Genomic DNA, 25,562 nt, shown 5'->3' on the forward strand with positions numbered 1-25,562 from the left:
ACGACCACTGCGCAGGTAATCACCGACCGGTCCGTGATCCGGCTCCGGTCACCTTCCGTCAGCCTGCCCCGCCGTTCAGGGCGTTGCGCAGGGAGGTCTTCAGATTCGCCACGAACGTTTCCCGGATCCGGTCGTCGAGGAGGTCCAGGGAGAGGTACGGGTTGAGGTCCTCCAGCTCGACCAGGAGGAGTTCGCCCCCCGGTGCGCGGCAGGCGTCGACGCGCTGGATGCCGTGGCCGACGGTGTTCCACGCGATGAAGAGGCGGGCGAACTCCAGGTCGGCGGGGGAGGGTTCGTACCGCTCCAGGGCCCAACGCCGGTCGCAGCGGGGCGCGTACAGGGCGTACTGGAAGTCGTCGTCGATGAAGTAGAAGGACACCTCGTACCGGAAGGGGATGCGCGGCTGGACGAGGACGCCGTCGGCGGCGAGGTCCGCCAGCCGGTCGCGGGGCACGAAGCGCAGGCCGATGGAGTCCGCGCCGGCTTTCGGCTTGACGACGTACTCGTCGGCCTCGGGAAGCCGGTCCAGGTCCCGGAGCCGGTCGACGGTGGGGATGACGGGCAGGCCCTGTGCGCTCAGATCCAGCAGGTACTGCTTGCCGGCCATGTCGGCCCGGCCCGTCAGCTGGTTGTACACGAGCGTGCCGCGCTCGACGGCCGCGGCGCGAAAGGCGTCGTACGCCGCCCGGTAGTGCAGCACCGGCCCGCTGTTGCGGACGACGACCACGTCGAAGTCGTCCATCAGCGCGGCAGCGTCCAGAGGGTGGCACAGGGCGACGGCGAAGTCCTCACGCAGCCGGGAGCCGAGGAAGATGTCCTCGTCGCAGTACCGGCGCCCGCTCGCCCGGTAGGCGAGGTCGGTGACGTACAGGACGCGGGGCGGGTCGGTCGGCATGTCTCTCCTGACGAACAAGGGCGCCCCCGCACGCTATCCCGGCCCCCGCCCGCGGCGGGAGACGGGTTGTCGGTGCCGTGGAGGACCGTCTCCGGTTCGGCCGGTACTGGTCCCTCTGATTCCGCTTTTGGGGGGAACGGATGCCGATTCCGTGGCCGACCGGGTTTGGAGCCGCATTCCGTGGTCAGCCGTAGTGACAGATCGCATTGTCGAGCAACAAGGATGTGAGCTGAAGTGTCGGAGAACCAGAAGGCCGAAGCCAAGACCGAGCAGGCCAAGGGCAAGGCCAAGGAAGTCGTCGGACGCACGGTCGGCAACGAGCGTCTGGTCGCCGAGGGCAAGGCGGACCAGACCAAGGGTGACGCCCGCGAGGCCAAGGAAAAGGCCAAGGACGCCTTCCGGCACTGAGGATCGGTGAATCCGCCGGGCCCGCCGCACGTTTTGTGGCGGGCCCGCCTTTTTCCGGGGCGGGTGGCCCGGAACCGGCTGCCCTGCGAATTCCGCACGTGAGCGGTCGTACGCGGCCTGATCGCGCGAATGAGTCACCCGGGCGAGATCGTACAAGCAAGATCGAATAAACAAGATCGCATAGCCAAGATCACGCAGCTGCTCACGCAGGCGAGATCACGCAGGCGAGAGCCCGCAGGCACGGTCATCAGAAGTTCAGCACGACGAGGCAAGAGATCCACACGACGAGGCTTGAGGAGCGAAGGATGTGCGGGGACCACAGGACGCACACCACCGACACGGCGATCGCGGCGGACCGGCCGCGCTCGGCCGGGCCGAACAGTCCGGCCGAGGCGCGCCAGGCGGTCAGAGACGCTCTCGAAGGACGGTTCCGGGGCCGTGACCCACGCGGCGACGACGACGCGGTGGGCGACGCACTGCTCGTGGCCTCGGAACTCACCACCAACGCGATCCTGCACGGCGGAGGTGTCACCGACTTCGAGGTGACGCTGGTGGACCACGCGGTACGGCTCTCGGTGAGTGACCGCAGCGACGAGGTGCCCCGCGCCAGGCGCCGGGTCGACGACCGCGGGCGCATGCGGGTGGGCGGCCACGGATGGCCGATCATCTGCCGCCTCGCGCGCGACGTCGTGGTCTCGAACCTGCATCCCGTCGGCAAGCGCATCACCGCAGTGGTGCCGCTCGCGTTCGCCTGAAGGGCGTCTCTCGCCCTGGCCCGAACCGGCCTGACATATCCGCCGCCGTGCACGGCGGCCACGCAACTCCGCCGGGCACGGCTGCGATTCGGCAGTCGTGCCCGCAGTGATTCGCAGTGACGAGGAAATCCGAACCTGTTCAGGTCGGCACGCGATACGCGCGACAACGAGGCGAGGCCCGTCGATCACGCCCCAAAGGGTATGCACGGCACGGTCGGGTTGCGCGGCGCGGCAGTCCGTGCACCACGTACCGGCACCCGCCGGAAGTCGCCCCGCGCACGTTCTCCTCGCGTCGTTTCCCGGCTCGGGAGACCATTTCGCTGAAGGTGCGAACCCGCTTGTTTGATCGCAGGATGGCAGGGCAACCGAATTTCGTGCTTCGGACCGGAGGCGCGCCAGCGGGAGTGGTCTGCCGCCTCGGCCGTCCCTCGGGGACCGGCGGCGCCGACTCCCGCGGTCATCACCAGACAGCACCGTGGAGGAGCGATACCGCATGCTCACCGATGTATCCACCTGCCGTTCCGCCGGCGCCCCCGGCAAGTCTGCCGCCAAGCGGCCGCATGACGATGCCCCGGACACCGCGTCGGCCTTCGCCCGGCTGGCCGAGTCGAGCGACGGGCACGAGCGCGACACCATCCGCGACGAACTGGTCGAGGCGTGGCTGCCGATGGCTCACCGCATCGCGGGACGCTTCCGCGACCGGGGCGAGTCCATCGAGGACCTGCGACAGGTCGCGGCCCTGGGCCTGGTCAAGGCCGTCGACCGCTTCGACCCCTCCCGGGGCGCCTTCGAGAGCTACGCCGTCCCCACCATCACCGGTGAGATCAAGCGTCACTTCCGCGACCGCATGTGGGCCCTGCGGGTTCCGCGCCGGGTCCAGGAACTGCGGAACAAGGTGCGGGTCGCCCGCCGTGAGCTCACCCAGAGCCCCGGCTCCCCGGAGCCGTCGACAGCGCAGATCGCGGCGCACTGCGGCCTGACGGAGGAAGAGGCCGCCGACGGCATGGAAGCGCTGGAGAGCTTCAGCACGCTCTCCCTCGACGCCGAACTGCCCTCCGGGGACGACGGTTACAGCCTGGTCGACACGCTCGGCGCCGCCGACTCCTCCTTCGACACGGTGGTGGACCGCGAAGCCGCGAAGAAGGGGCTGAGCCGGCTGCCCGAGCGGGAACGCGCCATCCTTTACATGCGCTTCTTCGAGGACATGACCCAGAACCGCATCGCCGACCGGCTCGGTATCTCGCAGATGCACGTCTCCCGGCTCATCAGCAGCAGTTGCGCCCGCGTACGCGCCGAGGCGCTCGCGGAAGAGACGCCTTCCGGTACCGCGGCGCCGGGCAGCACCCTCTGACCTGCACCACCCCGCTACCACGACGCCGAGCGGCACCGCCTGATGTGAGGACCTCGCCGTCCGGCGGACGCGGCGGTCTTCACCTGCGCTGCCCCTCCGCACACCCCGCACGTGCGCTGCCGCTCCCGCTCCACCTACCCGGCCCGGCCGGTTTCGACGCCCTGTGACCAAGGAGTACGACCATGCTGATGCCCCACCCCGAGACGCTGCGCAGGCTCGTGGAGGAGTACGAGGCGCTCGCCGTCCAGGCGGCGGACACCACGGGAAGGCCGCCCCAGCGTGCCCAGGACCTGGCCTACACGCTCTGCGTGTCGACCGGCACCCGTGATGTGCGCCTGGCACTCGCCGCGGCCCGTCGGCAGCTGGCCGCCGCGGCGCCGGTGCCGCCCCACCCGCAGGGCACCCTCGGCCCGGCGACGGTCGGCCGCCGGGTCATCACGAACGGCAGCCTCGGCATCGGTGCCCCGGACGTCGAAGCCCCGGTCCTGAGCGACTGATCCGCAGCGGCGAGCGCACAGACGACTGGCCGGCCACACCCTCGGGGTGTGGCCGGCCAGTCGTCTGTCGTCCGTGCGCCCCGACGGAGAGGCCGCCGGGGCGCGCTTGTCAGCTCTTGACGATGCTGCGGACGTTCTCGACGGATCCGCAGTCCGCCTTCAGGTGGCGCTCGCGCTCCTCCAGGAAGGCCGCGCCGAGTTCCTCCCGGCGTTCCATGGCGACGTTCTCACGCGCGCCGTTGAGGATGGTCCGCTCCTCCTCGTCGGCGTGGTGCGTGATGGCCTCGACGAGTTCCTCCAGCTTCTCGTCCCACTCGTCGGAGCCGACCTCGTCGACCTCCAGAAGAGCGAGCAGCGCCTCGTTGCCCTCCTCGTGTTCCGACTCGCCGTGTTCGACTTCTTCGTCGTCGATGTTCTTGTAGCGCTTGAGGGCGGGATAGACCTTGCTCTCCTCGGCCTGCGCGTGGGCGATCAGCAGGCCGGAGAATTCCTTGAGGGCGGCTGCCCGGTCGGCCTCGACGCTGCGCATGGCACGGAAGAGATCCTCCATCTTCCGGTGATCCTGGAGAATGAGTTCGACGACATCCTGTGTAGCAGCCACGGCGTGACACGCCTTTCCTCGAAGAGATCGGTCCTTCCACGCGCATACCCAGGTCCGCCCGGACCATCACGGTGAATATGCGGCGTGTGGATGAAAAGCCGATCCGCCGGGGCGACCGTCTCGCGCAGCGGGAAGGACAAGGAACGTGGCGAGTGCGGATCCGGCCGAGTCGGGCGTTCAATGCCGCCGACGGGGCACTGGACCACGAGCGCCCGCTTTCGGCGGGCGCGGCGACCGGCCCCATCCGGCCGGTCGACCGGGGTATCGAGAGGAGTACAGGGTGAACGACTCCCTGTGGAACTACGGGCCCAGCAGCGGCCACACGCCCGACGACGATCTGACGGGTTACGGGGTCGAGGCGGAGGACGGGCACATCGGCAAGGTCGACAAGCACTCGAACGACGTCGTCGCGCAGTACATCGTGGTCGACACCGGCGTGTGGATCTTCGGCAAGCAGGTGATGCTGCCCGCCGGCACCGTCAAGGACATCGACCACGAGGCCAGGAAGATCTTCGTGGCCCGGACCAAGGACGAGATCAAGGCGTCTCCCGAGTTCGACAAGGAGAAGCACCTGGGGGACCCGGCCTACCGGGACCAGCTGGGCGGCCACTACGGCTCCGGTCACTGAGAGCGTCGCCGAGGGCCCGCCGTCCCGCGTCTCGCAACCGGCGGGCGGCCGGCCCCGTGCCCTCGGCGGTCAGGCGGTGAGGGCATGCTGCGGAGCACCCGTCACGGACGGCGTGCTCCGCCCCGCGACCCGCACCGGGTACGTGGCCCTCGGCTCCGGGACCCGCACCGGGTGGGCGCTCCTCGACTCGGCGACCCGCACCGGGTACGTGGTCTTCGACGGGTCCACCACGGGCTCCCCGAGCACCAGCCGGCCCGCCGCGTGCAGCGCGTCGCACTCGTCCGTGGGCAGCGCAACGTAACAGCCCCCGCGCCGGGCCGCCGAGGAGACGGGCTGCCAGTACCCGTACCGGCGGCGCCCGTTCGCGTGCACGGTGAGACAGACGGAGATGCGCTGTTCCGTGATCAGACGCAGCACCTCGGCGCCGCCCGCACTGATCGGGGTGTGAGGGCGGGGAACGGCCCGGAGCATCCTCACCGGCCCCTGGTCGCGGCCCGCGGACCCGGCAGCACGGTGGAGAGGGAGCGTCATGTGCAGGCAGCCTTTCGACGGACGTGGTTCGATCCCGTACCGCCGAAGCGGTGCGTTCTCGCTGCCCGGCATTGTTGCGGAGGCCACTGACAACGCGGGCAGGGCAGGGCTGCGGAAACTCTGCCTGTCAGCCGGATGCTCACTTTCGCGGCTTCCACACCTGGTCGGAGCGACCTGGACACGACATCGTGCGGCCGGTCGATCACCAGGGCAGGAAGGCGTGCACGTCCTTGCCGTCGGCGCGTACCACCACGCTGACCTGGTCGGAGAGCGCGTGGACGAGATGCCAGCCGATCCCTCCGCCGCCGCGCTTGGGGTGGAAGGGCCGGGGCGCGGGCGCCGTGGTGCTGCTGTCCCGCACGGTGACATGCACCCCGTCGAACGTGCGCCGCAGCTGGAGTTCGAAGGGTCCGGGCGCGTACTGGATCGAGTTGGCCGCCAGTTCCGTCACGACGAGGAGGATGTCGTCCCAGTGCTCGGGGGCGCGGGGCGGTGCCACTCGCGCTAGCACGCTCAGGAAGCCCTCCGCCGTCAGGCGCGCGTCGGTCACATCGCGCAGCCGGCCGTCGAAGGAGCTGGTGAGCGTCTCGATCTGCTCGCGTGACAGGTTCTTGTCCCCACTCGGATTGCTTGCCATGTCGCCTTCCCGGACATCGCCCCCGGGATGCCTGCCTTTCGCGCCGCGGCCTGCGGGCCGGGCCTACCGGACCGGCGGCCGCGGGTCGCGCGCCGGGTGACCGGTGGGCCGTGCGGCGGGCGTCCCGCCCTGTGCCGAGCGCCGTCGCCGCGGCGGCACCGTCGCGCGGCTCCGTGTCAGGCCGCTGCCTGCCGGGCCCGGCGGACCGCCGTCCGGCGCCTCAGCGCACGGCGTTCGTCCTCGCTCGTGCCGCCCCAGACGCCCTGCGTCTGCCCGGCCTCCAGCGCCCACTCCAGGCACTCCTCACGCACGGGGCAGCCCTGGCAGACGGCCTTCGCCTCGTGTATCTGCAGCAGCGCAGGTCCTGTGTTGCCGATGGGGAAGAACAGATCGGGGTCGGCGGTACGGCATGCTGCGGACTCGCGCCAGTTGTCCATGAGGGCCTCCAGCCATCGCGGTCGTACGGGGGTGGGTCGGGGCGGTGAGCTTCGGTTGTCGTCCGGGTCACCCGTGATCGCCCATGTGAAACGGCCGGAGGGCTGCGGGTTCGGCATTTTCGGGCCCCGGAGCGGCCCGGATACTGCTCGCCGACGACCCCGGGACGCCGCCGGGGCGACGCCGCACGGCGGTACGGCCGGGTGCGAGCCGGCCGGTTCCGGCACGGCGCGGGGCAGACCCGATGGTGGCAAGATGGAACCGCCAGGTGAGCACCGGCCGGTTCAGCGAGTAGGCAGGTGGACATGTCGCAGGAGTCCGGCGAGGTCTGGGAGCGGTTCGCCGTCGGTCTGGCGGACATGGCGCGCGACCTGCTGGCCCAGGACTCGGTTCAGGACACGCTGGACCGGGTGGTCGAGCACGCCACCGTGCTGATCCGCGGGTGCGACGAGGCCGGCATCCTCACCGTGCGCCGCGGCGAGGTCCACGCGCTCGCCGCGACCGACGACGTGGTGCGCCTCGCCGACCGCATCCAGGAGGAGCTGCGGGAGGGCCCCTGCTTCGACGCCGTCGCCGACCGTCAGCAGGTGTACGCCATCGAGGATCTGCGCCAGCCGCACGAGCGCTGGTCGCGCTTCGCCCCGCAGCTGAGGAAGCTGGGCATGGGCAGCATGATGGGCTTCCTGCTCTTCACCGAGGACGACTCGCTCGGCGCGCTCAACGTGTACTCGCGGCAGCCGCACACCTTCGACGAGACGGCGCAGCGCGCCGGCTGGATCCTCGCCTCCCACGCGGCGGTGGCGTTCTCGGCGTCCCGTACGCACGCGCAGCTCAGCCACGCCCTGGAGACGCGGCACGAGATCGGGGAGGCCATGGGCATCCTCATGGGCCGCTACGGTCTGAGCGAGGACACGGCGTTCAAGGTCCTGAAGAAGGCCTCGCAGGATCACAACATCAAACTTCGCGAGGTCGCCCGGCAGATCTGCGAGACCGGTGACCGACCTGACAACCCGTTGGAATAGGGCGGCATTCGGCGCGCATCCGAACGGTACGGTCGGGAAACGAGGGAGCGCCCGGAATTCGGAGGGCGTTCTCGCCAACTGCACCGACAGTGGGAGAATCTGATGACGAGTTATGGCAGTTCCTCTGCCGCGTCCTCCGGATCGCGCACCAACGGTCTGCCATCGCGAGCCTTGTCTGCGGAATCGTGGGAATCTTCTTCCTCAACGTGGTTCTCGGTCCCCTCGCCATCGTCTTCGGTGTGATCGGAATGCGTCAGGCCGGGGTCAAGGGCGGCGGCGGAATGGCGAAGGCCGGTGTCGTGCTGGGAATCGTGGACCTGGTCATCTTTGCCCTGCTGCTGGCGCTCGCCGCGTCCAACGGCGGTTTCAGCTGGTACGTCGGCAGCTGAACCGCGTAACGCGCAGTCGTGAGAGGGGCCCCACCGGACGATCCGGTGGGGCCCCTCGACGATCCGCGCGCTCCTGCTCTGTCACGCCGACACCCGACGGTCTGCGCGGTCTCCTGCCCTGCGACGACGGTGGACATGGCCGGGCCGGTCGTGGCCGGCACGCGTCCGTCACCGTACGAGCCGAGGACCGCTCCCTCGGGTGGCGCGGTCCGCCCGCTCCCGGCCCTGCCAGTCCAGACACACCACGAGGGCGTCGTCCTGCGGCTCCGGTTCGCCCCGGTGGCCGGACAGCTCCCTGAGGACCGCGCGGGGCACCTCGGCGGCCGGCAGCAGCCTGGTGGACGTGATGGCCCTCTCCAGGGCCTTCTCGCCGTACCTCTCGCCCCCCGGTGCGGCGACGGCGTGCACCCCGTCGCTGACGAACAGCATCCGGTCGCCGGGTTCGCACTGGAACTCCTGCACGACGTAGTCGGTCTCCTCGAACATGCCCAGCGGAAGCTGCGCGTCGAACTCGACACGCTTCACACTCCTGTCCCGCAGCCGGAGCATCTGCGGCGAGCCCGCGTCCACGACCCGCATACGGCCGGTGGACAGCTCGATGTCCACCATGAGCACGGACAGGAACGAGGAGCCGCGGTACTGCGCGTAGATCGCCTGGTCGGCGAGGGCCGCCTGGTCCTCGATGGGGATGCCCGCCCGACGCGCGTTGCGCAGGGCGTTGATGCCCAGATTGGTCAGCAGCGAGGCCTCGATGCCCTCGCCCATGCCGTTGGTGATGTACAGCACCAGCCGGTCGGCGTCGGCCGACCAGTCGAAGTTGTCACCGAAGATCGCGTAGGCGGGTTCCAGCTGGGCGCCGAGCTCGTACTCGGGCCGGGAGCACGAGCGGCCGGGGAGCAGCTGCCACTGCATCTCCGCGGCCAGCGTCAGCCGGTCCTTGCGCCGCGCCTGAAGGTACAGGTCGGTGTCGCGCTCGGCGACGAGCACCTCGTGGCCGAGCACCTGCGCGATGTCGGCGAGCTCGCCGAGGGTCTCTGCGGTGAGGCGGTCGGCCGGCAGGGTGACGACCAGTACGCCGAGCCGGTCGCCGCGCACGGTCACCGGCAGATGCGTGCGCCGCAGCCCCCCGGCGCACTCCTCCACGAAGGGCTCCTGGGAGCCGAAGGCCCGGCCGGCGGGAGTGCTGTGCACGGGCACGGGGTCCTCGGTGTGCGGGAGGGCGGAGACGGGCTGCAGGACGGTGAGCCCGTAGTCGGCCATGAAGAGCTCGACCGACTCGGCCGCGTAGCACTCGCGCAGGACGTCCCGGACGGCGTCCAGCAACTGATGGGGAGCCGCAGTGCGCAGGGCACGCTCCGCAGCCACGAACCTGTTCACCATGTCGGATACGCCGTTCCTCGACCAGTACGATTCCGGGTCCACGCTCCGGTGAGGCCGCCCGTCCGTCCGCGGCCACCGGTGTCTATTGTTCTGTGACTGACGTCGTCCTGGCGGGCTGACACCGCCCGAGAAGACTGGGAGAGTGAGACAGTGACTTCGTCCGGCCCGCGTCCGCAGCCAGGTGAGGTGGCTCGCGTGACCTCGGAGGCGGCTGAGCTGCTGGAAATCCTCTGGGGACGAGCCTCCACGGCTCCGGTCTCCGCCTCCCAGCTGCGTGTGCTCGTCATCCTGGAGCACAACGAGGGCATCAACCTGCGCACGCTCGCCGACGCGCTCGGCTCCACGCCGCCGTCCACGAGCAGGCTCTGCGACCGGCTCCAGGCCGTCGGATACGTCGAGCGGGCGCCAAGCGCCACCAGCCGCCGGGAGCTGCGCCTCTTCCTCAGCCGCCAGGGGAGGTCCTTCCTGCGGGAGCTGCGTGCGCGCCGGGAGCATGCCCTGGAGTCGGTGCTGGCCCAGATGCCGGCCGCGAAGCGCACGGCGCTCCTGCAGGGGCTGGAGGCCTTCTGCGCCGCCGCGGCCGCGCAGCTGCAGGACGACGACACGCAGATGGACGTACGGACGGCCTGACCGCCACCAGGGCCGCCTACCGGCGCCGGGACGCCCCCGGGCCGCAACCGGAGGGGCCCGGCAGTCGGCTTCAACCGGAGCACCATCCCTGATCCCTTCCCCGCGTCCGACACGTCGTAGCATTGCTGCCCCGTCGTCATAGTTGCCAAAGGGCAACTACTGGTCGTGTCTCCACCCGCGTCCGCCGGAACTCGCCTGCCCGCGGGGGCGCCAACGCCGACCGGTGCCGGGCGTGGGGAGCACGTCCACGACTACCCCTCGGATCGGCCTGCACACCCGAAGACCCGGGGCCCGACGATGCAGGTGTCGTCATCGGTGTCGGACCTGCTGTAGGTCAGCAGCCTGTCCAGCTGGTGGTCCAGCGAGGGAGCGGTCGCGCGCGCCGAGGTCAGCAGCTGGGTCAGCGACTCCTCCACCGACCGGTCCCGCCGCTCGATCAGACCGTCCGTGTACATCAGCAGGGTGTCGTCCACGGCGAGCTGCACCTCGGCCTCCTCGAAGGTGGCCTCCGGCACGGCGCCGAGCAGTATCCCCTTGAGGAGGGGCAGCGGGTTCGCGTCCGTGTCGCGGATCAGCACCGGCGGCAGATGACCGGCCCTGGCCCACCGCAGCCTGCGGCTGGCCGGGTCGTAGAGCCCGCAGACCGCCGTCGCCGTGACCGCGCCCGTCAGGTGGTGCGCCACGATGTTCAGCCACGACAGCAGCTGGCCGGGACCCGCGCCCGTCACGGCGAGGCCGCGCAGCGCGTTGCGCAGGACCACCATGCTGGTCGCCGCCTCTATGCCGTGCCCCGCCACGTCGCCGACACACAGGAGGACCAGCCCGGAGGGCAGCACCACGGCGTCGTACCAGTCGCCGCCCACCAGCTGCTCCGTCTCCGCCGGACGGTAGCGGACCGCTGCCTGGATCCCCGGCACCGCCAGGGGAGCCTGGGTCGGGGGCATGATCGCGTGCTGCAACTGCAGGGTCAGCCGGGCGCGCTCGTGGGCCTGCTGCTCGCTGTGCGCCAGCTGGTCGCGCGTGGCCGCCAGGGCGACCTCCGTCCAGTGCTGCGCCGAGATGTCCTGGTAGGCGCCGCGGAGGACGAGGGGGCGGTCGTCGACGCCGAGCACCGGTTCCGCCACCACCCGGATGTGCCGGGTCACGCCGCCGGGACGCTGCAGCCGGAACGCCGCCGTGGCGGGCCTGCCGTGATGCAGCAGGGTCCGCAGGAAACGGCCGATGGCGACGGCGTCGTCCGGGTGGGCGTGGGCCGGCAGTTCCTCCAGCGGCACCGGAGTGCTGGTCGTGGGGCGGCCGTACAGGTCGAAGAGCGTGCCGTTCCAGGTGATCTCACCGGTGAGGAGGTTCTCCTCGAACCCGCCGATCCGGCCGAGCCGCTGGGCGTGCTGGAGCAGACTCGCGAGGCGGGCCGTCTCGTCCTCGATCCGCCAGATGAGCAGCACGCTGCCACCGTGCCGGCTGACGCTGATGTCGGCGACCGCCGCCAGCGGCAGCTGGTCGACCAGAGCCGTGAGATCCATCCGGCGGGCGCGGAACGGCTCACCCGTGGCGTAGACCCGCTCGATCTGCCGGAAGAGCTCGCTCTCCCCGGCGGACATCGGATACGCCTCCAGCAGCAGAGCACCGTTGATGACGCCGCGCGGACGGCCCGCGGGGTCGAGGAAACGGCTGTTCACATGGCGGATGCGGAAGTCCGAGAGCTGTCCGTCGTCGCCGAGGTGGGGCACGAGGACGAGCGCCGGGTCGTGCAGCCCGTCGACCAGGTCCACCAGCTCCGAGACGTCCGGCGTGAGGCGCGGGACACGGGGCTCCCGCCCCTCCGCCAGGTCCGGGTGGGTCTCCAGGGTGTGGGCGCACAGCTCAGCCAGGGCCTCGACCTGGCGGACGACCTGGGGGGACTGCGGCTCCAGGGGCGAGGGCCAGGCGATCTCCAGGACGCCGTGGATGCGCCCGCCCGCGCCGGCGGGGGCGGCGACCCGTCCGCCGCCCGGGAAATGGGCGTGCCCGATGGTCGGCAGGCCTTCCTCGGCCAGCGACCCGGTCCACTGCGTCGTACGGTGCGACAGGGCACGACGCGCCACCGTCGCCACGGCCGGCGGCACATAGCGCCAGCGGGCGGCCTCCGCCGTGGAGAAACCGGCGCTGCCCGCCAGCGTCAGAGATCCGTCGGCACCGGCCGCCCAGATGGCGACGGCCGCTGCTCCGAGCGGCGCGAGGGCGTGCTGGAACAGGGAGTCGGCGACCGCCTGGGTGTCGTCGGCGGCCAGCGCACCGCTCTCGGCCGCCCTCAGCCGCACGGCCGAGGAGACGTCCTGCGCGCCGTCGGGGTCCGCCGCCGTGGCCAGGAAGGTGTTGGTCACCTCGGACAGCCGGTCGCGTGCCGCCTGGTTGATGACGTCGACGGCCAGTTCGAGCATCGGGACCTTGGCCTGTTCGGTCAGCTCGGCGAGCTGGTGGGCGGCCTGCGCCGGCCCGCAGCCCAGGCGCTCCACCAGGATGCCCTTGGCGAGCTCGATCAGGGCACGCCCGTCTGCCTCGGCCTGAGCGGCCTGCACCTCGCGACGCAGCCGGTCCACGGTGGCCGCCAGTCGGCCCACGGGGGACGTGGACGGCGCGCTCGGCAGGGTCTCCGCGGGCAGGACGGCGTCCGGGTCGGCGTCGGCGTCCTCGGCGGGCAGGGCGGGAACGCCCGACGGTACGGCGGGAGCGTCGGATCCGACGGGCTGTTCGCCGGGGCCGGACCGGCCGGACTCCTCAGGAATGCTCACTGTGCGGTTGCTCCTCGGTGGGACGCCGGCAGGCGCGGGGGAGAGGGGGTGCGGAACGGCGCCCGGCCGGCTCGTCGAACCGGCCGGGGCCCTCCTCGTGTCACACGCTCAGCCAGCGCCGGACGCAGGCGATGAGGTCATCGGTGTCGACCGGCTTGGTCACGTAGTCGCTGGCGCCCGACAGGAGGCTCTTCTCCCGGTCGCCGGGCATTGCCTTGGCCGTGACCGCCACGATGGGCAGGTCGGCGTACTGGGGCATTTTACGGATCTCGGCCGTGGCCGTGTATCCGTCCATCTCCGGCATCATCACGTCCATCAGGATCAGTGCGATGTCGGGGTGGTTGACCAGCGTCTCGATGCCCTTTCTGCCGTTCTCCGCGTGCAGCACCTGGAAGCCGTGCAGCTCCAGGATCCCACTGAGCGCGAAGAGGTTGCGGGCGTCGTCGTCGACCACGAGCACCGTGGCGCCGTGGAACGCCTCGCCGACCAGCTCCGGGGCCTCCTGCTGCGGTTCCTCGGCACCGCGGACGAGCGGCAGCACGTCCCCCGGTTCCTCCGCGGAGAGGTGCAGCGCGATCCGCTCGCGCAGCTCGTCCAGGCTGGAGAGGAATTCCAGCGGCCGGTCCCCGCACAGGGACCGCAGGGCCCTCTCCTGGGCCAGGTCCAGCCGGTTCCCGTTGTGGATGAGCACGGGCACGCTGGCCAGCGCCGAGTCGCCCTCGACCGCCTGCAGGAAGTGGGCCGCCTCGCCCTCCGGCATGCCGAGTTCGAGGACGACGCAGTGGCACGGCTCGGCGGCCAGCGCGCTCGCCGCCTCCTGCGCGCCCACGACGGTGATCACGTCGACCGACTCACGCCCCTCCACCTCGTCACGGCTGCGGGTGACGTCGCCGACCGCGCTCTCGGCGACGAGGGTCAGCAGCCCGCGGGGGCGCTCCTCGACGACCAGCAGCCTGCGCCGGTTCTGCCGTGCCGGCCCCGACGTGCCGGGCGCCGGCCGCCGTGCGGACACGACCTCGGCGGCCGGCTCGGCCGGCGCGGACTCCAGCTGCCGGGTGCCGCTCAGCAGCTCCTCGAAGTCCGGCCGTGCGACGGGCAGGAACAGCGTGAAGGTACTGCCCTGGCCGGGCGTACTGTCCACGGTGACCGCGCCGCCGAGCAGGTGGGCGATCTCCCGCGTGATCGACAGACCGAGACCCGTGCCGCCGTACTTGCGGCTCGTGGTGCCGTCCGCCTGCTGGAAGGCCCCGAAGATCGTCTCGAGCTGCTGCTCCGGGATGCCGATGCCCGTGTCCTTCACGCGGAAGGCGACTACCGTGCCTTCGCGCAGCACGCCCTTGGGGACCTCTTCGCCGGACGCCGGTTCGATCCGCAGCTCGACGCTGCCCTGCTCGGTGAACTTGACCGCGTTCGACAGCAGGTTCCGCAGCACCTGCCGCAGCCGGGAGTCGTCGGTGAGCAGGTCGGCGGGCGCGCCGGCCGCCGTGCTGATCGTGAAGTCCAGGCTCTTCTGCGAGGTCATCGGCCGGAAGGTGGCCTCGACGTACTCCAGGAGCTGGCGCAGGGGGACCCGCTCGGGGGTGACGTCCATCTTGCCCGCCTCGACCTTCGACAGGTCGAGGATGTCGTTGATCAGCTGCAGCAGGTCGGAGCCCGCGGAGTGGATGATCCCCGCGTACTCGACCTGCTTCGGCGTGAGGTTGCGCGAGGGGTTCTGCGCCAGCAGCTGGGCGAGGATGAGCAGGCTGTTGAGCGGCGTGCGCAGCTCGTGGCTCATGTTCGCCAGGAACTCCGACTTGTACTTCGACGCCAGCGACAGCTGCTGCGCGCGGGCCTCGAGTTCCTGCCGTGCCTGCTCGATCTGGAGGTTCTTGGCCTCGATGTCGCGGTTCTGCGTGGCCAGCAGCGAGGCCTTGTCCTCCAGCTCCGCGTTAGAGCGCTGCAGTTCGTCCTGCTGGACCTGCAGCTCCTCCGAGCGGGCCTGCAGCTCCGCGGTCAGCCGCTGGGACTCGCCCAGCAGCTCGTCGGTGCGAGCGTTGGCCACGATGGTGCTGACGTTGACGCCGATGGTCTCCATCAGCTGTTCGAGGAAGGTCTGGTGGACCGGCGTGAAGCGGGCCACCGAGGCCAGCTCGATGACGCCGAGCACCTGCTCCTCGACCACGATGGGGAGGACGACCAGCGCCGTCGGCACCGTCTGGCCGAGTCCCGATGAGATGGTCACGTACCCCGGCGGCAGCTGGTCCACCGTGATGGCGCGGCGGCTGCGGGCGGCCTGGCCGACCAGCGAGCGCCCCATGGGGATGCGGGCGGGCCGTTCCTCGTCGTCCGGGTACCCGTACGAGCCGACGAGCCGCAGCTCCGTGCCGCGCGCGGTCTCCTCGGCGAGGTAGAAGGCGCCGTATTGCGCGGACACCAGGGGAGTGAGCTCGTCCATGATCAGCTCGGCGACCACGTCCAGGTCCCGGTAGCCCTGCATCAGGCCCGAGATACGAGCCAGGTTGGTCTTCAGCCAGTCCTGCTCCTGGTTCGCCCGCGTGGTCTCCCGCAGGGACTCGACCATGGAGTTGATGTTGTCCTTGAGCTCGGCGACCTCGCCCGACGCCTCGACGGTGATCGAGCGGGTCAGATCCCCCTCGGCCACGGCGCTCGCCACCTCGGCGATGGCCCGCACCTGACGGGTCAGGTTGCCCGCGAGCTCGTTGACGTTCTCCGTCAGGCGCTTCCACGTGCCCGAGACGCCCTCGACCTCGGCCTGTCCGCCCAGGCGGCCCTCACTGCCCACCTCGCGGGCCACGCGGGTGACCTCGGCGGCGAAGGCGGAGAGCTGGTCGACCATCGTGTTGATGGTCGTCTTCAGTTCCAGGATCTCGCCGCGGGCGTCGACGTCGATCTTCTTGGACAGGTCGCCCTTGGCCACGGCGGTGGTCACCAGCGCGATGTTGCGCACCTGGCCGGTGAGGTTGTTGGCCATCGAGTTGACGTTGTCGGTGAGGTCCTTCCACGTGCCCGCCACGTTCGGCACGTGCGCCTGTCCGCCGAGGCGGCCCTCGGTGCCCACCTCGCGGGCCACGCGGGTGACCTCGTCGGCGAACGCGGACAGCGTGTCGACCATCGTGTTGATCACGTCCGCCAGCGCCGCGACCTCGCCCTTGGCCTCCACCGTGATCTTCTGGGAGAGGTCGCCGCGGGCCACGGCGGTGGCGACCTGCGCGATGGAGCGCACCTGACCGGTCAGGTTCGACGCCATCACGTTGACGTTGTCGGTGAGGTCCTTCCAGGTGCCGGACACACCGCGCACGGTGGCCTGCCCGCCCAGATTGCCCGCGGTGCCGACCTCGCGGGCGACGCGGGTGACCTCGTCGGCGAAGGCGGAGAGCTGGTCGACCATCGTGTTGATGGTGTCCTTCAGCTCCAGGATCTCGCCGCGGGCGTCCACGGTGATCTTCTGGGAGAGGTCTCCCTTGGCCACAGCAGTCGCCACCTGGGCGATGGAACGGACCTGCGAGGTCAGGTTGCCCGCCATGAAGTTCACGGAGTCGGTGAGGTCGCGCCAGGTGCCCTTGACACCCTTGACGTCGGCCTGGCCGCCGAGGCGCCCCTCGGTGCCGACCTCGCGGGCGACGCGGGTGACCTCGTCGGCGAAGGCGGACAGCTGGTCGACCATCGTGTTGATGGTCGACTTCAGCTCCAGGATCTCGCCGCGGGCGTCCACGGTGATCTTCTGGGAGAGGTCTCCCTTGGCCACGGCCGTGGTCACCTGGGCCACATTGCGGACCTGCGCGGTCAGATTGCCGGCCATGAGGTTCACGGAGTCGGTGAGATCGCGCCAGACACCGCCGACGCCCGGCACCTGCGCCTGGCCCCCGAGGCGCCCTTCGCTGCCGACCTCGCGCGCGACGCGGGTGACCTCGTCGGCGAAGGCGGACAGCTGGTCGACCATCGTGTTGACGGTCTCCTTCAGCTGGAGGATCTCGCCGCGCGCGGGGACGTCGATCTTCTGGGAGAGGTCTCCCTTGGCCACGGCGGTGGCGACCTGGGCGATGTCGCGGACCTGGGTCGTGAGGTTTCCGGCCATGGCGTTGACCGAGTCGGTCAGATCCGCCCAGGTGCCGGAGACTCCGGGGACCTCCGCCTGGCCGCCCAGGGTGCCCTCGGTGCCCACCTCGCGGGCCACGCGGGTCACCTCGGAGGTGAACACCGACAGCTGGTCCACCATGCCGTTGAAGACGGTGGCGATGTCGCCGAGAAGACCTCCGGCCTCGTCCGGCAGACGCGTGCCGAAGTCGCCGTCGCGCACGGCGGTCAGTCCGGCCAGCAGCTGTCGCAGCTCCTGCTCGCCCGGCGTCCGGCTCGAAGGCTCGGTCGTTGTGACGGTCATGCGTACCCCTCGTTCCGCTCCCCAAGAGTCCCCGGGAGAAGGACTCGGAACCACGCCGCACCCGCGGACGGTCTCACACGCCGTACACGGTATTCCTGCAGATCACGGATCTGCCAATGAGAAAATACGCCGCAGGCTAACCCACAAGGCACGTGCTGAACAAAGCGGCGGAGCGTGACTTTCGGTACGCCGGGAAAAGTCGCCGGGGGGAGGCATGACCTCGCGAAGCGTGGATACACGGATCCCTTTGGTCTGTCCCCCTCCCGGACGCCCCGAAACCCGCCGTCTTCGAACAGGTCATCGCCCCCGGTGGGCGAGGCGGCGACGGAAGTCCAGCCCGGCACACGGAAGGATCCCGCCGTCCTGGCTCACCGGGTGGAGGGTGATGACCGGGGCGGCGGGATCTTATGTCCTCGCGGGGCCGGGTGTCAGGCGACGGCCGGGTCCAGCAGTCCCGTGCGGAGCCGCTTCAGGATGCGGGTGATCAGCCGGGAGACGTGCATCTGGGAGATGCCGAGCTCCTCACCGATCTGGGCCTGGGTGCGCTCCTCGACGAAACGCAGGTGGACGATCAGCCGCTCCCGGTCGTCGAGTTCGGCGATCAGCGGCGCCAGGGAGTTGAAGTCCTCCACCAGCTGGAGGGACGGGTCGTCCGCACCGATGAAGTCGGCCAGGACGCTCTCGCCGTCCGCTCCGCCGCTGCTGACGAGCGCCGCGTCGAGGGACGTGGGGCTGTACGCGTTGGCGGCCTTGCGGGCCTCGATGACGTCTTCCTCGGGAAGGGACATCAGCTCGGACAGCTCGCGCGTGGTGGGAGTGCGGCCCAGCCGGGTCTGCAGCTCCTCGTTGGCCTTGGCGAGCTCGACGCGGGCCTCCTGGAGCCGACGGGGTACGTGGACCGCCCAGCTGGTGTCCCGGAAGAAGCGCTTGATCTCACCGACGATGTAGGGGACGGCGAAGGAGGTGAACTCGACTTCGCGCGTGAGCTCGAACCGGTCGATGGCCTTGATCAGGCCGATCGTGCCGACCTGGACGACGTCCTCCATGGAGTCGCCGCGGCTGCGGAAGCGCGAAGCCGCGTAGCGGACCAGGGAGAGGTTCATCTCGATCAGCGTGTTGCGGACGTACTGATAGTCGCGGGTGCCCTCTTCGAGCACGGCGAGCCGGTCGAAGAACTGGCGCGAGAGGTCGCGGGCGTCCTTCGGCTTTACCTGCGAGGGGTCCTCGATGAAGGGAAGGTCCGCCGCGACCGCCTCGCTCGCCGTGCCCGTCGCCTGCACCGCCGTCACGGCTGCCATGCCGTCCACCTCAATCGTCGAAGTACTGATGACAGAGCCCGCCTGCCCAGGTTCAGGAGAATCACTCCACCCGATTTGACGGAACATGCATACCAGAAGGACCGGTGCGGGCCACCCACCGGTGGTCCTTCGGCCGGTCCGGGAATGCCCTGACGGCTGTGCCCTGCCCGGCGCCGGGCAGGGGGTCGTCCGGCCGTGGGAGCGGCCGAGTACGCTGGCCTCTCCAGGTGAGGCGGTGGACATGGGGTTCGGCGGTGACGACTCGGGTGAGGCACCTCACTCGCGGCAGCGCGGCGGGGCGATCCTCCATTCGTACGCACTCGCGGAGCGCCCGGGCATACGGATGGTCGGCGAGATCAGTCCGCCCACGCGTCCCGTCTGGCGAGAAGCGCTGGGACAGCTCGCGAGTCAGTCCGGCCACGTCTGCTTCCTGGAGCTGTCGGCGATCACGTTCGTCGACGTCGCCGGTGCCGCCGAGCTGGCGCGCACCGCGCAGAACCTGCAGGGGAAGCGGCGTCTGGTGCTGGAACAACCACCGCCCGAGCTCGAGCGCATATTGCAGATGTTCTGGCCAGACCTTCTGAAGATTGAGGTGGCGGCGTGATGAGTACGGCCACCCGACCCGAGCCCTTCGTCCACCCGGCGCTCTTCTACCGCGGCGACCAGGAGTACGTGGAGGGGACAGTACCGTTTGTGCTGGACGGCTTGAAGGCCGAGGAGCCCGTCGCGGTGGCGGCCCCGGCCCGGCAGCTGGACCTGATCCGGACCGGGCTCGGACCGAGCGCCGCCGACGTGCACTTCGTCGACATGACGAAGGCCGGACGGAATCCCGGCCGCATCATCCCGTCCGTCCTGCGGGCGTTCGCCGACGCCCGCGGCGGCGGTCACGTCCGCATCATCGGAGAGCCGATCTGGGCCGGCCGGACCGCGGTGGAGTACCCGGCCTGCGTCCAGCACGAGGCGCTGATCAACATGGCGTTCCGTGGCCGGGACGTGACGATCCTGTGTCCCTACGACGCCGACGCCCTGCCGGCCGACGTGATCGACGACGCCCGCGCCACACACCCCGTGGTCATCGACAAGGGCGAGGAGCAGGTCAGCACCGACTACGCGGTCGAGAGCGTGCTCGCCCGCTTCAACGAAGCACTCGGCCACCCGCCGGGAGCGGCGACGGCTCGCTTCGACGGGGAGGCGCTGCCGGTCACCCGTGACTTCGCGCTCGCCGCGGCGCGGGAGCGCGGGATGAGCGAGCTGCGGCTGCAGGATCTGGCGCTCGTCGTGGCAGAACTGACGACCAACAGTGTCGTGCACGGAGGCGGTGCGGGCACTGTGCGGGTCTGGGCCGAGAGCGAGCAGATCGTGTGCGAGGTGCAGGACGAGGGGCAGCTCACCGACCTCCTGGCCGGCCGGCGCCCGGCCCCTCCGCAGCAGCTCGGCGGCCGGGGCCTGCTGCTCGTCCACTACCTGTCCGACCTCGTCCGCGTACACACCGGCTCGGCCGGGACGACGGTACGCAGCTATATCTCCCGCGGCTGACCCCGGCCCCGTCCCACCTCGGCGGCCCCGCTCTCGCCGACTGACGACCCGAGCCGACCGCACCGGGGCCCACGACCACGAAAAGGCCCGGACCATCGCGGGTCCGGGCCCTGCCATCTTCCGTGTCCGCTAACGCGAGCCGCTCTGCTCGGCGTCGTGCGCCGCCTGGCGCTCCGTCTTCGAGTCGGCCGTCGAGAGCGTTCCGCCGGAGCTCTCCAGATGGGCTCGCACGAACCACTGGAACTGTTCCAGTGCGCGCAGGTGCTCGATGAGAAGGTCCTCCGTGACCGGATCGGTCTTGGCGACCTCGGCCAGCGTGGAGCGGTGGCCCTCGATGATGCCGGTGTAGACGAGGTCGAGGGCGCCGAGGTGGGCGATGGCGTCGGCGCGGCCGACGTCGTAGTCGTCCCAGGTGCGCTCGGCGACGAGGGCGCCCGGGGTCCCGTGCGGCACTCCGCCGAGGGCGGAGATGCGTTCGGCCGTGTCGTCGGCCATTTCACGTACGCGGTCCACCTGCGGGTCGAGCATTTCGTGGACGGCGATGAAATGCGGGCCGACGACATTCCAGTGCACGTGCTTCAACGTGAGGGAAAGGTCGTTCAGGGCGTGCAGCCGCATACGCAGCTGGTCGATGATCTTTCCGCCGTCCTGTGTGCTGAGTCCGGGGACCGTGTACTTCGGGGTCGAGGACGTCGACATCATTTCTCTCCCTTCGTGGACGGGTTGACGGTGCGGCGCGCCGCGTCTTCTGCCAGCGGTACCAGCGTCCCCGCCGGCCGCCGGACGCCCCGGAAAGGATCAGGGCGAGCAGTAGAAACAGAAGAAGCGGGACCATTGTCATCAACCTCGAGACCTCACGTGCCCCGGTTCTTTCGGACTACACGTAGGTGACTTGGGGGCGGAAGTGAAAGGTGCCTCGCATTCACATCTCCGGCGGTGCCCGCACGGACGCGAAGGAGCGCGGGCTCAGGGACGCGCATACTCCTTGCGGACGGCCGCCGCCAGTTCCGTCATCGCTTCCTCGACACCCGCGCGGTCGGCCCGGTCGAGGAGGGCGAGCGCGTCGGCCGCCGCCTTCCTGACGGACTCCGGGACCTCGTCCACCGCGGCCATCCGGTAGGCGAGCGTGCGGCGCGCGGCACGCTCCTCCGGGGTGACGCCCCACGGACCCGAGCGCGGGAACACCGCGGCTTCGTAGGCGGCGACCTGGACGAGGACGCCGTGCGCGAGGCCCTCGGCGTAACCGCGGGCGCCGGCCTGCCGCTGCGCCGCGCGGAAGCTCGCCATGACGCGCCGTCGGACGAGGAAGGAACCGGCCGCGCCGGCCGCGGCCGAGCCGAGTCCCGCGGCGAGGCCGGCACCCGGACCGCCGAGGAGGGCGCCGATGAGACCGCCCGCGGCCGTCAGGAGGCAGGTCAGTCCGCCGGTGAGAAGGACGAGCGCGCGGGCGGGCGTGAGCGGTGCCATGGCGAGCAGTGTGCCAGGGACCGGCGAGGGCCCGGCCGCCGGGTCGCGGCCGACGGCCCGCCGCCCAGCGCGCGGCGGGGCAGCCGAGGCGCTCGGGGGAGGGCGGGACCGGCGCACTGCCGCGATCAGCGGCGGCCGGGGCCGTGCGTCGAGCCGGTGGCCGCCACGCGCGTACGGGCTGCCGAGGTGCTCGGGGGAGGGCCGCATCGGCGCACCGGCGCGTCGGCGCATCGGCGCGTCGGCGCATCGGCGCGTCGGCGCATCGGCGCGTCGGCGCATCGGCGCGTCGGCGCATCGGCGCGCCCGCGCACCGGCGCGCCCGCGCACTGTCGTGATCAGCGGCGGCCCGGGCACGGCATCGACGCCGGTGGTTTCGCCGATGGCCGGTCGGCGCGGGCGGACGAGGCTGCGTTCTCGACCCGTCCGACACGGTCCGTTGGAGGCACGCATGCACAGTCCCGACCGGTCACACCGACGGTGGACCACCGTCACGACGCTGGGAGCGCTGATCGTCGCCACGCTCCTCGGCCCGTCGCCCGCCCAGGCGGCATCCAGGCCCACACCCGCGCGCGCCGAGGCCGCGAACCCCGTCGTCACCGTCCCGCCCGCCGGCAGCCACGGCTTCCCGTTCCTCGCCGCGGCGGAGGACCTCGGCTCGTACGGCTACACCGAGAGCGAATACTTCACCGCGGGCACCGCCACGTCGTACACGAAGTCCGGGACCTGGGGCTCGGACGGCCGGTGGAACGTACGTGAGGCAGGCCGTGCCGCGTACAAGAGCCGGCTCCTCGTGCGCCGGCCCGTCGACGCGGCGAGGTTCAACGGCACCGTGGTCGTGGAATGGCTCAACGTCAGCGGTCAGATCGAACTCTCACCGGACTACTGGTTCGCGCGGGAGGAACTGCTGCGCAGGGGCTACGCCTGGGTGGGCGTCTCGGCCCAGGCGGTCGGCGTCAACGGCGGTTCCGGCGCGATCCACGGACTCAGGGGCTGGGACCCCGACCGCTACGGCACTCTGGTCCACCCCGGCGACGCGTTCGCCTACGACATCTTCTCCCAGGCGGGGCAGGCGCTGCGCACCCCGGACGGTCCCGATCCGCTCGGCGGCCTCGAGATCAGGACGCTGCTCGCGGACGGCGAGTCGCAGTCGGCCGGCTTCATGACGACGTACGCCAACGCGGTCCAGCCGGTCGCGGGTGTCTACGACGGGCTCATGGTGCACAGCAACAGCGCCATCGCCGCCCCGATCAGCGGCGACCGGGGCGACGTGCTGCAGATGCCGTACCCGTCCCGCATCCGGACCGACCTGCCGGTCCCGACGTTCGTCGTGCTCACGGAGACCGACGTGCCGGGTGCCTCGGCGGCACGGCAGCCGGACACGGACCGAGTCGTGCACTGGGAGGTGGCCGGCACCGCCCACGGCGACCAGTGGGCCTACGACGTCGGACAGCCGACGGTGATCAGGTCCGCGGGTTCCGCCGCGCCGTCGCCGGGCTGCGCCGCCGGGTCGGCCCCGTTCAACGACGGCCCCGGCCACTACGCGATGAACGCGGCGCTGCGCGGGCTGGCCGACTGGGCGCGGGGCGGTCCCAGGCCGGCGAGTGGAGCACAGCTGAACACCGACCTGCGGGACCCGGCGACCGGACTCGCCGTCGGCGGCGTCAGGCTGCCCGACGTGGCGGTGCCGACCCGCACCCTCACCGGCGTGCGGGACACCAGCGGCAGCGGTCTCTTCTGCGGTCTGTACGGTGCCCGGGACCCGTGGAACGGTGATGCCGACCCGTGGGACCGGCACGACGGGGGCGACCCGTCCGACCCGTCCTTCCCGCCCCGCGCGGAACCGGTGCTCAGCCGGCTCTATCCGACGCACGAGGGGTACGTGCGCAAGGTGCGGGCGGCCGCGCAGGCGTCCGTACGGGCCGGGCACCTGCTGCCGGAGGACGCGACCGCGATCGTCTCCGCCGCGCAGGACTCTCCCGTCGGGGGCTGACCCCACCGGGGCAGGCGACCGGAGGACGACCCGGGAGCGGGCAATCCTCGGGTCGCCTGCCGCGCCCGCCCACCGCCGGCTCGCGGAGACCGTGTTCGTGGGACCCGCCCGGTCCGAACCGGGGGCGGCAGTCATCCGCGTGTACGCGGTCGGGCAGCCCCCCGCGTGACCGGGCAGGGCACCGGGCGGACAATGCAGGCATGAGCCGACCCGTGAGCGATGTCAGCGGTCCCGCCCGACTCGCCGGACCGGAGGAGGGCATCAGCCACGAGGAACTGGCCCTCGCCGCCCGGAACCACGGGCTGCCGCTGGAGGCGCTGCGCTACGACGTCACTCCGCCGGGCCTGCACTACGTGCTGACCCACTACGACATCCCGTACGCGGAGGAAGGCACGTGGGAGCTGACGGTCGGCGGCCTGGTCCGCCGCCCGCTCCGGCTCACGACGGCGGACCTGCGGTCGTTTCCCGCGGTCACCGAGCGGGTCACCATGGAGTGCGCGGGCAACGGCCGGGCCCTGCTGACCCCCCGGCCCGTGAGCCAGCCGTGGCTGGTCGAGGCGGCGGGCACCGCGGAGTGGACCGGCGTGCCGCTGCGGCTCCTGCTGGCCGAGGCGGGCGTCGACCCGGCCGGGGTGGACGTGGTCTTCACCGGCGCCGACCACGGGATCGAGCGCGGAGTGGAGCAGGACTACCAGCGTGGTCTGCCCCTGGACGTGGCGAGTGGACGCGACCCGGAGGTCCTCGTCGCGTACGAGATGAACGGCGCCGAGCTGCCGCCCCAGCACGGGTATCCGGTGCGGCTGGTGGTGCCGGGCTGGTACGGCATGGCGCATGTGAAGTGGCTGCGGGACATCACGGTCGCCGACACCCCCTTCACGGGGTTCCAGCAGTCGGTGGCCTACCGGCTCAGGCAGGAGGCGCACGACGCGGGGGAGCCGGTCACCCGTATCGCCCCGCGCGCCCTGCTCGTGCCGCCCGGGTTCCCGGACTTCATGTCGCGGTCGCGGGTGGTCCGGCCCGGAGTCGTGCCGCTGGAGGGACGCGCCTGGTCCGGTCGCGCTCCGGTGACTTCCGTGGAGGTGAGCCCCGACGAGGGCCGCTCCTGGTACGCGGCCGACCTGGACCCGGACACCGGTCATCGCTGGGCCTGGCGCCGTTGGCGCTTCGAGTGGACCGCCGTTCCGGGCAGCCATGTGCTCAGCGCCCGCGCCACCGACGCGGAGGGCCGCACGCAGCCCCTGCGACAGCCGTGGAACCGCGGCGGGTTCGCGAACAACATCGTCCAGCGGGTGCCCGTCCTCTGCGTCGAGGGCACCGGCTGACGACGGTCAGCACGCCGCTGACGGGACATCAGGCAGCGTGCGTGTCCGGGCCCGAAATGGTGGGCCGCTCAGCGGCAACGGCCCGACTGTCTCCGCCAGTTCGACCTGATCGCGTCTGTCTCCGGTTCACCGAGCTGGACCTTCCCCCCTCGCCCTCACCCGGCGCCCTGCCGGGATTGACCTACAAGCACGTCGGCTCCCTGCACGAACTGCGGCACGGCATCTCCGTCCAGGCCAAGCGCGAATTCGCCCATCGGCTGGCCCGGGAGTCCGTCGGCCGTTCCGGCCCGGACGCGGTCCGGGCGTTCGCCGACAGTTACCGCCGCTGGGCCCTGGAGCATCCCGGCCGCTACGCCGCCACCGTCCCCGCTCCGGCGGCCGGTGACGAGGAGGACCGCCGCGTCAGCGAAGCGGCGTTGCAGGTTCTGCTCGACGTCCTCGCCGGTTTCGGCCTGCCCGACGCGCGCGTAGTCGACTCCGCACGGGCCATGCGCTCAGCACTTCACGGGTTCGTCACCCTCGAAGGCACCGGCCGCTTCGAGATGCCCCGCGACGTCACGCGGAGTTTCCACTTCCTCATCGACACCCTGATCGCCGGCTTCCAGGCGGACTCTCCCCATCGCGCCTCCGAAGGATGA

23 protein-coding genes and 2 pseudogenes are annotated in these 25,562 nt (G+C 71.2%); 13 read left to right on the forward strand and 12 right to left on the reverse strand.

Annotated elements, in window-relative coordinates:
• Positions 1-58: 58 nt before the first annotated feature.
• Positions 59-895 carry an ATP-grasp domain-containing protein gene (locus tag AC0ZLC_RS19090; protein ID WP_476753172.1) on the reverse strand — a complete coding sequence of 279 codons (837 nt, stop codon included), beginning with the start codon at positions 893-895 and terminating at the stop codon, positions 59-61.
• 234 nt (positions 896-1,129) lie between these two features.
• Between AC0ZLC_RS19090 and AC0ZLC_RS19095 the strand changes: the two genes are divergently transcribed.
• From AC0ZLC_RS19095 to AC0ZLC_RS19110, 4 genes are all read left to right on the forward strand, one after another.
• Positions 1,130-1,303 carry a CsbD family protein gene (locus AC0ZLC_RS19095; protein ID WP_476753173.1) on the forward strand — a complete coding sequence of 58 codons (174 nt, stop codon included), beginning with the start codon at positions 1,130-1,132 and terminating at the stop codon, positions 1,301-1,303.
• A gap of 305 nt (positions 1,304-1,608) precedes the next feature.
• On the forward strand, positions 1,609-2,058 hold the full coding sequence (locus tag AC0ZLC_RS19100; RefSeq protein WP_476753174.1) for an ATP-binding protein: 450 nt from the start codon (positions 1,609-1,611) through the stop codon (positions 2,056-2,058).
• 493 nt (positions 2,059-2,551) lie between these two features.
• On the forward strand, positions 2,552-3,409 hold the full coding sequence (locus AC0ZLC_RS19105) for a SigB/SigF/SigG family RNA polymerase sigma factor (RefSeq protein WP_476753175.1): 858 nt from the start codon (positions 2,552-2,554) through the stop codon (positions 3,407-3,409).
• Positions 3,410-3,591: 182 nt separating this feature from the next.
• On the forward strand, positions 3,592-3,906 hold the full coding sequence (locus tag AC0ZLC_RS19110; RefSeq protein ID WP_476753176.1) for a DUF5133 domain-containing protein: 315 nt from the start codon (positions 3,592-3,594) through the stop codon (positions 3,904-3,906).
• A gap of 109 nt (positions 3,907-4,015) precedes the next feature.
• On the opposite strand, the gene AC0ZLC_RS19115 is transcribed toward AC0ZLC_RS19110, so the two are convergent.
• Positions 4,016-4,507 carry a hemerythrin domain-containing protein gene (locus AC0ZLC_RS19115; protein WP_476753177.1) on the reverse strand — a complete coding sequence of 164 codons (492 nt, stop codon included), beginning with the start codon at positions 4,505-4,507 and terminating at the stop codon, positions 4,016-4,018.
• Between the two features lie 280 nt (positions 4,508-4,787).
• Between AC0ZLC_RS19115 and AC0ZLC_RS19120 the strand changes: the two genes are divergently transcribed.
• Positions 4,788-5,135 (forward strand): PRC-barrel domain containing protein, encoded by a 348-nt coding sequence (locus AC0ZLC_RS19120; RefSeq protein WP_476753178.1) that lies wholly within the window; start codon positions 4,788-4,790, stop codon positions 5,133-5,135.
• 69 nt (positions 5,136-5,204) lie between these two features.
• Here AC0ZLC_RS19120 and AC0ZLC_RS19125 read toward each other — a convergent pair whose 3' ends face one another.
• The 3 genes from AC0ZLC_RS19125 to AC0ZLC_RS19135 form a co-directional block, all read right to left on the reverse strand.
• Positions 5,205-5,666, reverse strand: a complete 462-nt coding sequence (locus AC0ZLC_RS19125; RefSeq protein ID WP_476753179.1) for a hypothetical protein — start codon at positions 5,664-5,666, stop codon at positions 5,205-5,207.
• Between the two features lie 202 nt (positions 5,667-5,868).
• On the reverse strand, positions 5,869-6,303 hold the full coding sequence (locus AC0ZLC_RS19130) for an ATP-binding protein (protein ID WP_476753180.1): 435 nt from the start codon (positions 6,301-6,303) through the stop codon (positions 5,869-5,871).
• A gap of 176 nt (positions 6,304-6,479) precedes the next feature.
• A complete protein-coding gene (locus AC0ZLC_RS19135; protein WP_476753181.1) occupies positions 6,480-6,740 on the reverse strand; it encodes a WhiB family transcriptional regulator in 261 nt (86 codons plus the stop codon).
• Between the two features lie 303 nt (positions 6,741-7,043).
• Here AC0ZLC_RS19135 and AC0ZLC_RS19140 point away from each other — a divergent pair, with 303 nt between their 5' ends.
• Together AC0ZLC_RS19140 and AC0ZLC_RS19145 are read left to right on the forward strand one after the other, a co-directional pair.
• Positions 7,044-7,760 (forward strand): GAF and ANTAR domain-containing protein, encoded by a 717-nt coding sequence (locus AC0ZLC_RS19140; RefSeq protein WP_476753182.1) that lies wholly within the window; start codon positions 7,044-7,046, stop codon positions 7,758-7,760.
• Between the two features lie 102 nt (positions 7,761-7,862).
• Positions 7,863-8,149 (forward strand): annotated as a pseudogene (locus AC0ZLC_RS19145) (DUF4190 domain-containing protein).
• 168 nt (positions 8,150-8,317) lie between these two features.
• On the opposite strand, the gene AC0ZLC_RS19150 reads toward AC0ZLC_RS19145, so the two are convergent.
• On the reverse strand, positions 8,318-9,526 hold the full coding sequence (locus AC0ZLC_RS19150; RefSeq protein ID WP_476753387.1) for a PP2C family protein-serine/threonine phosphatase: 1,209 nt from the start codon (positions 9,524-9,526) through the stop codon (positions 8,318-8,320).
• A 198-nt stretch (positions 9,527-9,724) separates the two neighbouring features.
• On the opposite strand from AC0ZLC_RS19150, the gene AC0ZLC_RS19155 reads away from it, so the two are divergent.
• Positions 9,725-10,159, forward strand: a complete 435-nt coding sequence (locus AC0ZLC_RS19155) for a MarR family winged helix-turn-helix transcriptional regulator (protein WP_476753183.1) — start codon at positions 9,725-9,727, stop codon at positions 10,157-10,159.
• Between the two features lie 251 nt (positions 10,160-10,410).
• On the opposite strand, the gene AC0ZLC_RS19160 is transcribed toward AC0ZLC_RS19155, so the two are convergent.
• The 3 genes from AC0ZLC_RS19160 to AC0ZLC_RS19170 all read right to left on the reverse strand — a co-directional run bounded on the left by AC0ZLC_RS19160 (position 10,411) and on the right by AC0ZLC_RS19170 (position 18,609).
• Positions 10,411-12,801: a SpoIIE family protein phosphatase gene (locus AC0ZLC_RS19160; protein ID WP_476753388.1), complete on the reverse strand. Its 2,391-nt coding sequence runs from the start codon at positions 12,799-12,801 to the stop codon at positions 10,411-10,413.
• 229 nt (positions 12,802-13,030) lie between these two features.
• On the reverse strand, positions 13,031-17,311 hold the full coding sequence (locus tag AC0ZLC_RS19165) for a HAMP domain-containing protein (RefSeq protein WP_476753184.1): 4,281 nt from the start codon (positions 17,309-17,311) through the stop codon (positions 13,031-13,033).
• 428 nt (positions 17,312-17,739) lie between these two features.
• Entirely contained in the window at positions 17,740-18,609 is an 870-nt protein-coding gene (locus AC0ZLC_RS19170) for an RNA polymerase sigma factor SigF (protein WP_476753185.1), read from the reverse strand.
• 241 nt (positions 18,610-18,850) lie between these two features.
• Between AC0ZLC_RS19170 and AC0ZLC_RS19175 the strand changes: the two genes are divergently transcribed.
• Both AC0ZLC_RS19175 and AC0ZLC_RS19180 read left to right on the forward strand, forming a co-directional pair.
• Positions 18,851-19,213, forward strand: coding sequence for an STAS domain-containing protein (locus AC0ZLC_RS19175; protein ID WP_476753389.1), 363 nt, complete (start codon positions 18,851-18,853; stop codon positions 19,211-19,213).
• Positions 19,213-20,145, forward strand: a complete 933-nt coding sequence (locus AC0ZLC_RS19180) for an anti-sigma factor RsbA family regulatory protein (RefSeq protein ID WP_476753186.1) — start codon at positions 19,213-19,215, stop codon at positions 20,143-20,145. The genes AC0ZLC_RS19175 and AC0ZLC_RS19180 overlap by 1 nt, the downstream gene beginning before the upstream one ends.
• Before the next feature lie 129 nt (positions 20,146-20,274).
• Here AC0ZLC_RS19180 and AC0ZLC_RS19185 read toward each other — a convergent pair whose 3' ends face one another.
• The 3 genes and pseudogenes from AC0ZLC_RS19185 to AC0ZLC_RS19195 all read right to left on the reverse strand — a co-directional run bounded on the left by AC0ZLC_RS19185 (position 20,275) and on the right by AC0ZLC_RS19195 (position 21,612).
• Positions 20,275-20,844 carry a Dps family protein gene (locus tag AC0ZLC_RS19185; RefSeq protein WP_476753187.1) on the reverse strand — a complete coding sequence of 190 codons (570 nt, stop codon included), beginning with the start codon at positions 20,842-20,844 and terminating at the stop codon, positions 20,275-20,277.
• A gap of 52 nt (positions 20,845-20,896) precedes the next feature.
• Positions 20,897-20,980 (reverse strand): annotated as a pseudogene (locus AC0ZLC_RS19190) (hydrophobic protein); the annotation flags it as partial.
• 131 nt (positions 20,981-21,111) lie between these two features.
• Positions 21,112-21,612: a hypothetical protein gene (locus AC0ZLC_RS19195; protein ID WP_476753188.1), complete on the reverse strand. Its 501-nt coding sequence runs from the start codon at positions 21,610-21,612 to the stop codon at positions 21,112-21,114.
• A 448-nt stretch (positions 21,613-22,060) separates the two neighbouring features.
• Between AC0ZLC_RS19195 and AC0ZLC_RS19200 the strand changes: the two genes are divergently transcribed.
• The 3 genes from AC0ZLC_RS19200 (at position 22,061) to AC0ZLC_RS19210 (ending at position 25,562) form a co-directional block, all read left to right on the forward strand.
• Positions 22,061-23,602, forward strand: a complete 1,542-nt coding sequence (locus tag AC0ZLC_RS19200; protein WP_476753189.1) for an alpha/beta hydrolase domain-containing protein — start codon at positions 22,061-22,063, stop codon at positions 23,600-23,602.
• 200 nt (positions 23,603-23,802) lie between these two features.
• A complete protein-coding gene (locus AC0ZLC_RS19205; RefSeq protein WP_476753190.1) occupies positions 23,803-24,924 on the forward strand; it encodes a sulfite oxidase in 1,122 nt (373 codons plus the stop codon).
• 176 nt (positions 24,925-25,100) lie between these two features.
• A complete protein-coding gene (locus AC0ZLC_RS19210) occupies positions 25,101-25,562 on the forward strand; it encodes a TetR-like C-terminal domain-containing protein (RefSeq protein ID WP_476753191.1) in 462 nt (153 codons plus the stop codon).

Source organism: Streptomyces sp. GLSS-08 (assembly GCF_056387915.1).

Excerpts from the sequence above, each read along its gene's own strand:
- AC0ZLC_RS19090 (WP_476753172.1), bottom strand. The coding sequence starts at position 895 with ATGCCGACCGACCCGCCCCGCGTCCTGTACGTCACCGACCTCGCCTAC.
- AC0ZLC_RS19100 (WP_476753174.1), top strand. The coding sequence starts at position 1,609 with ATGTGCGGGGACCACAGGACGCACACCACCGACACGGCGATCGCGGCG.
- AC0ZLC_RS19105 (WP_476753175.1), top strand. The coding sequence starts at position 2,552 with ATGCTCACCGATGTATCCACCTGCCGTTCCGCCGGCGCCCCCGGCAAG.
- AC0ZLC_RS19110 (WP_476753176.1), top strand. The coding sequence starts at position 3,592 with ATGCTGATGCCCCACCCCGAGACGCTGCGCAGGCTCGTGGAGGAGTAC.
- AC0ZLC_RS19125 (WP_476753179.1), bottom strand. The coding sequence starts at position 5,666 with ATGACGCTCCCTCTCCACCGTGCTGCCGGGTCCGCGGGCCGCGACCAG.
- AC0ZLC_RS19130 (WP_476753180.1), bottom strand. The coding sequence starts at position 6,303 with ATGGCAAGCAATCCGAGTGGGGACAAGAACCTGTCACGCGAGCAGATC.
- AC0ZLC_RS19135 (WP_476753181.1), bottom strand. The coding sequence starts at position 6,740 with ATGGACAACTGGCGCGAGTCCGCAGCATGCCGTACCGCCGACCCCGAT.
- AC0ZLC_RS19140 (WP_476753182.1), top strand. The coding sequence starts at position 7,044 with ATGTCGCAGGAGTCCGGCGAGGTCTGGGAGCGGTTCGCCGTCGGTCTG.
- AC0ZLC_RS19165 (WP_476753184.1), bottom strand. The coding sequence starts at position 17,311 with ATGACCGTCACAACGACCGAGCCTTCGAGCCGGACGCCGGGCGAGCAG.
- AC0ZLC_RS19170 (WP_476753185.1), bottom strand. The coding sequence starts at position 18,609 with ATGGCAGCCGTGACGGCGGTGCAGGCGACGGGCACGGCGAGCGAGGCG.
- AC0ZLC_RS19175 (WP_476753389.1), top strand. The coding sequence starts at position 18,851 with ATGGGGTTCGGCGGTGACGACTCGGGTGAGGCACCTCACTCGCGGCAG.
- AC0ZLC_RS19180 (WP_476753186.1), top strand. The coding sequence starts at position 19,213 with ATGAGTACGGCCACCCGACCCGAGCCCTTCGTCCACCCGGCGCTCTTC.
- AC0ZLC_RS19185 (WP_476753187.1), bottom strand. The coding sequence starts at position 20,844 with ATGTCGACGTCCTCGACCCCGAAGTACACGGTCCCCGGACTCAGCACA.
- AC0ZLC_RS19195 (WP_476753188.1), bottom strand. The coding sequence starts at position 21,612 with ATGGCACCGCTCACGCCCGCCCGCGCGCTCGTCCTTCTCACCGGCGGA.
- AC0ZLC_RS19200 (WP_476753189.1), top strand. The coding sequence starts at position 22,061 with ATGCACAGTCCCGACCGGTCACACCGACGGTGGACCACCGTCACGACG.
- AC0ZLC_RS19205 (WP_476753190.1), top strand. The coding sequence starts at position 23,803 with ATGAGCCGACCCGTGAGCGATGTCAGCGGTCCCGCCCGACTCGCCGGA.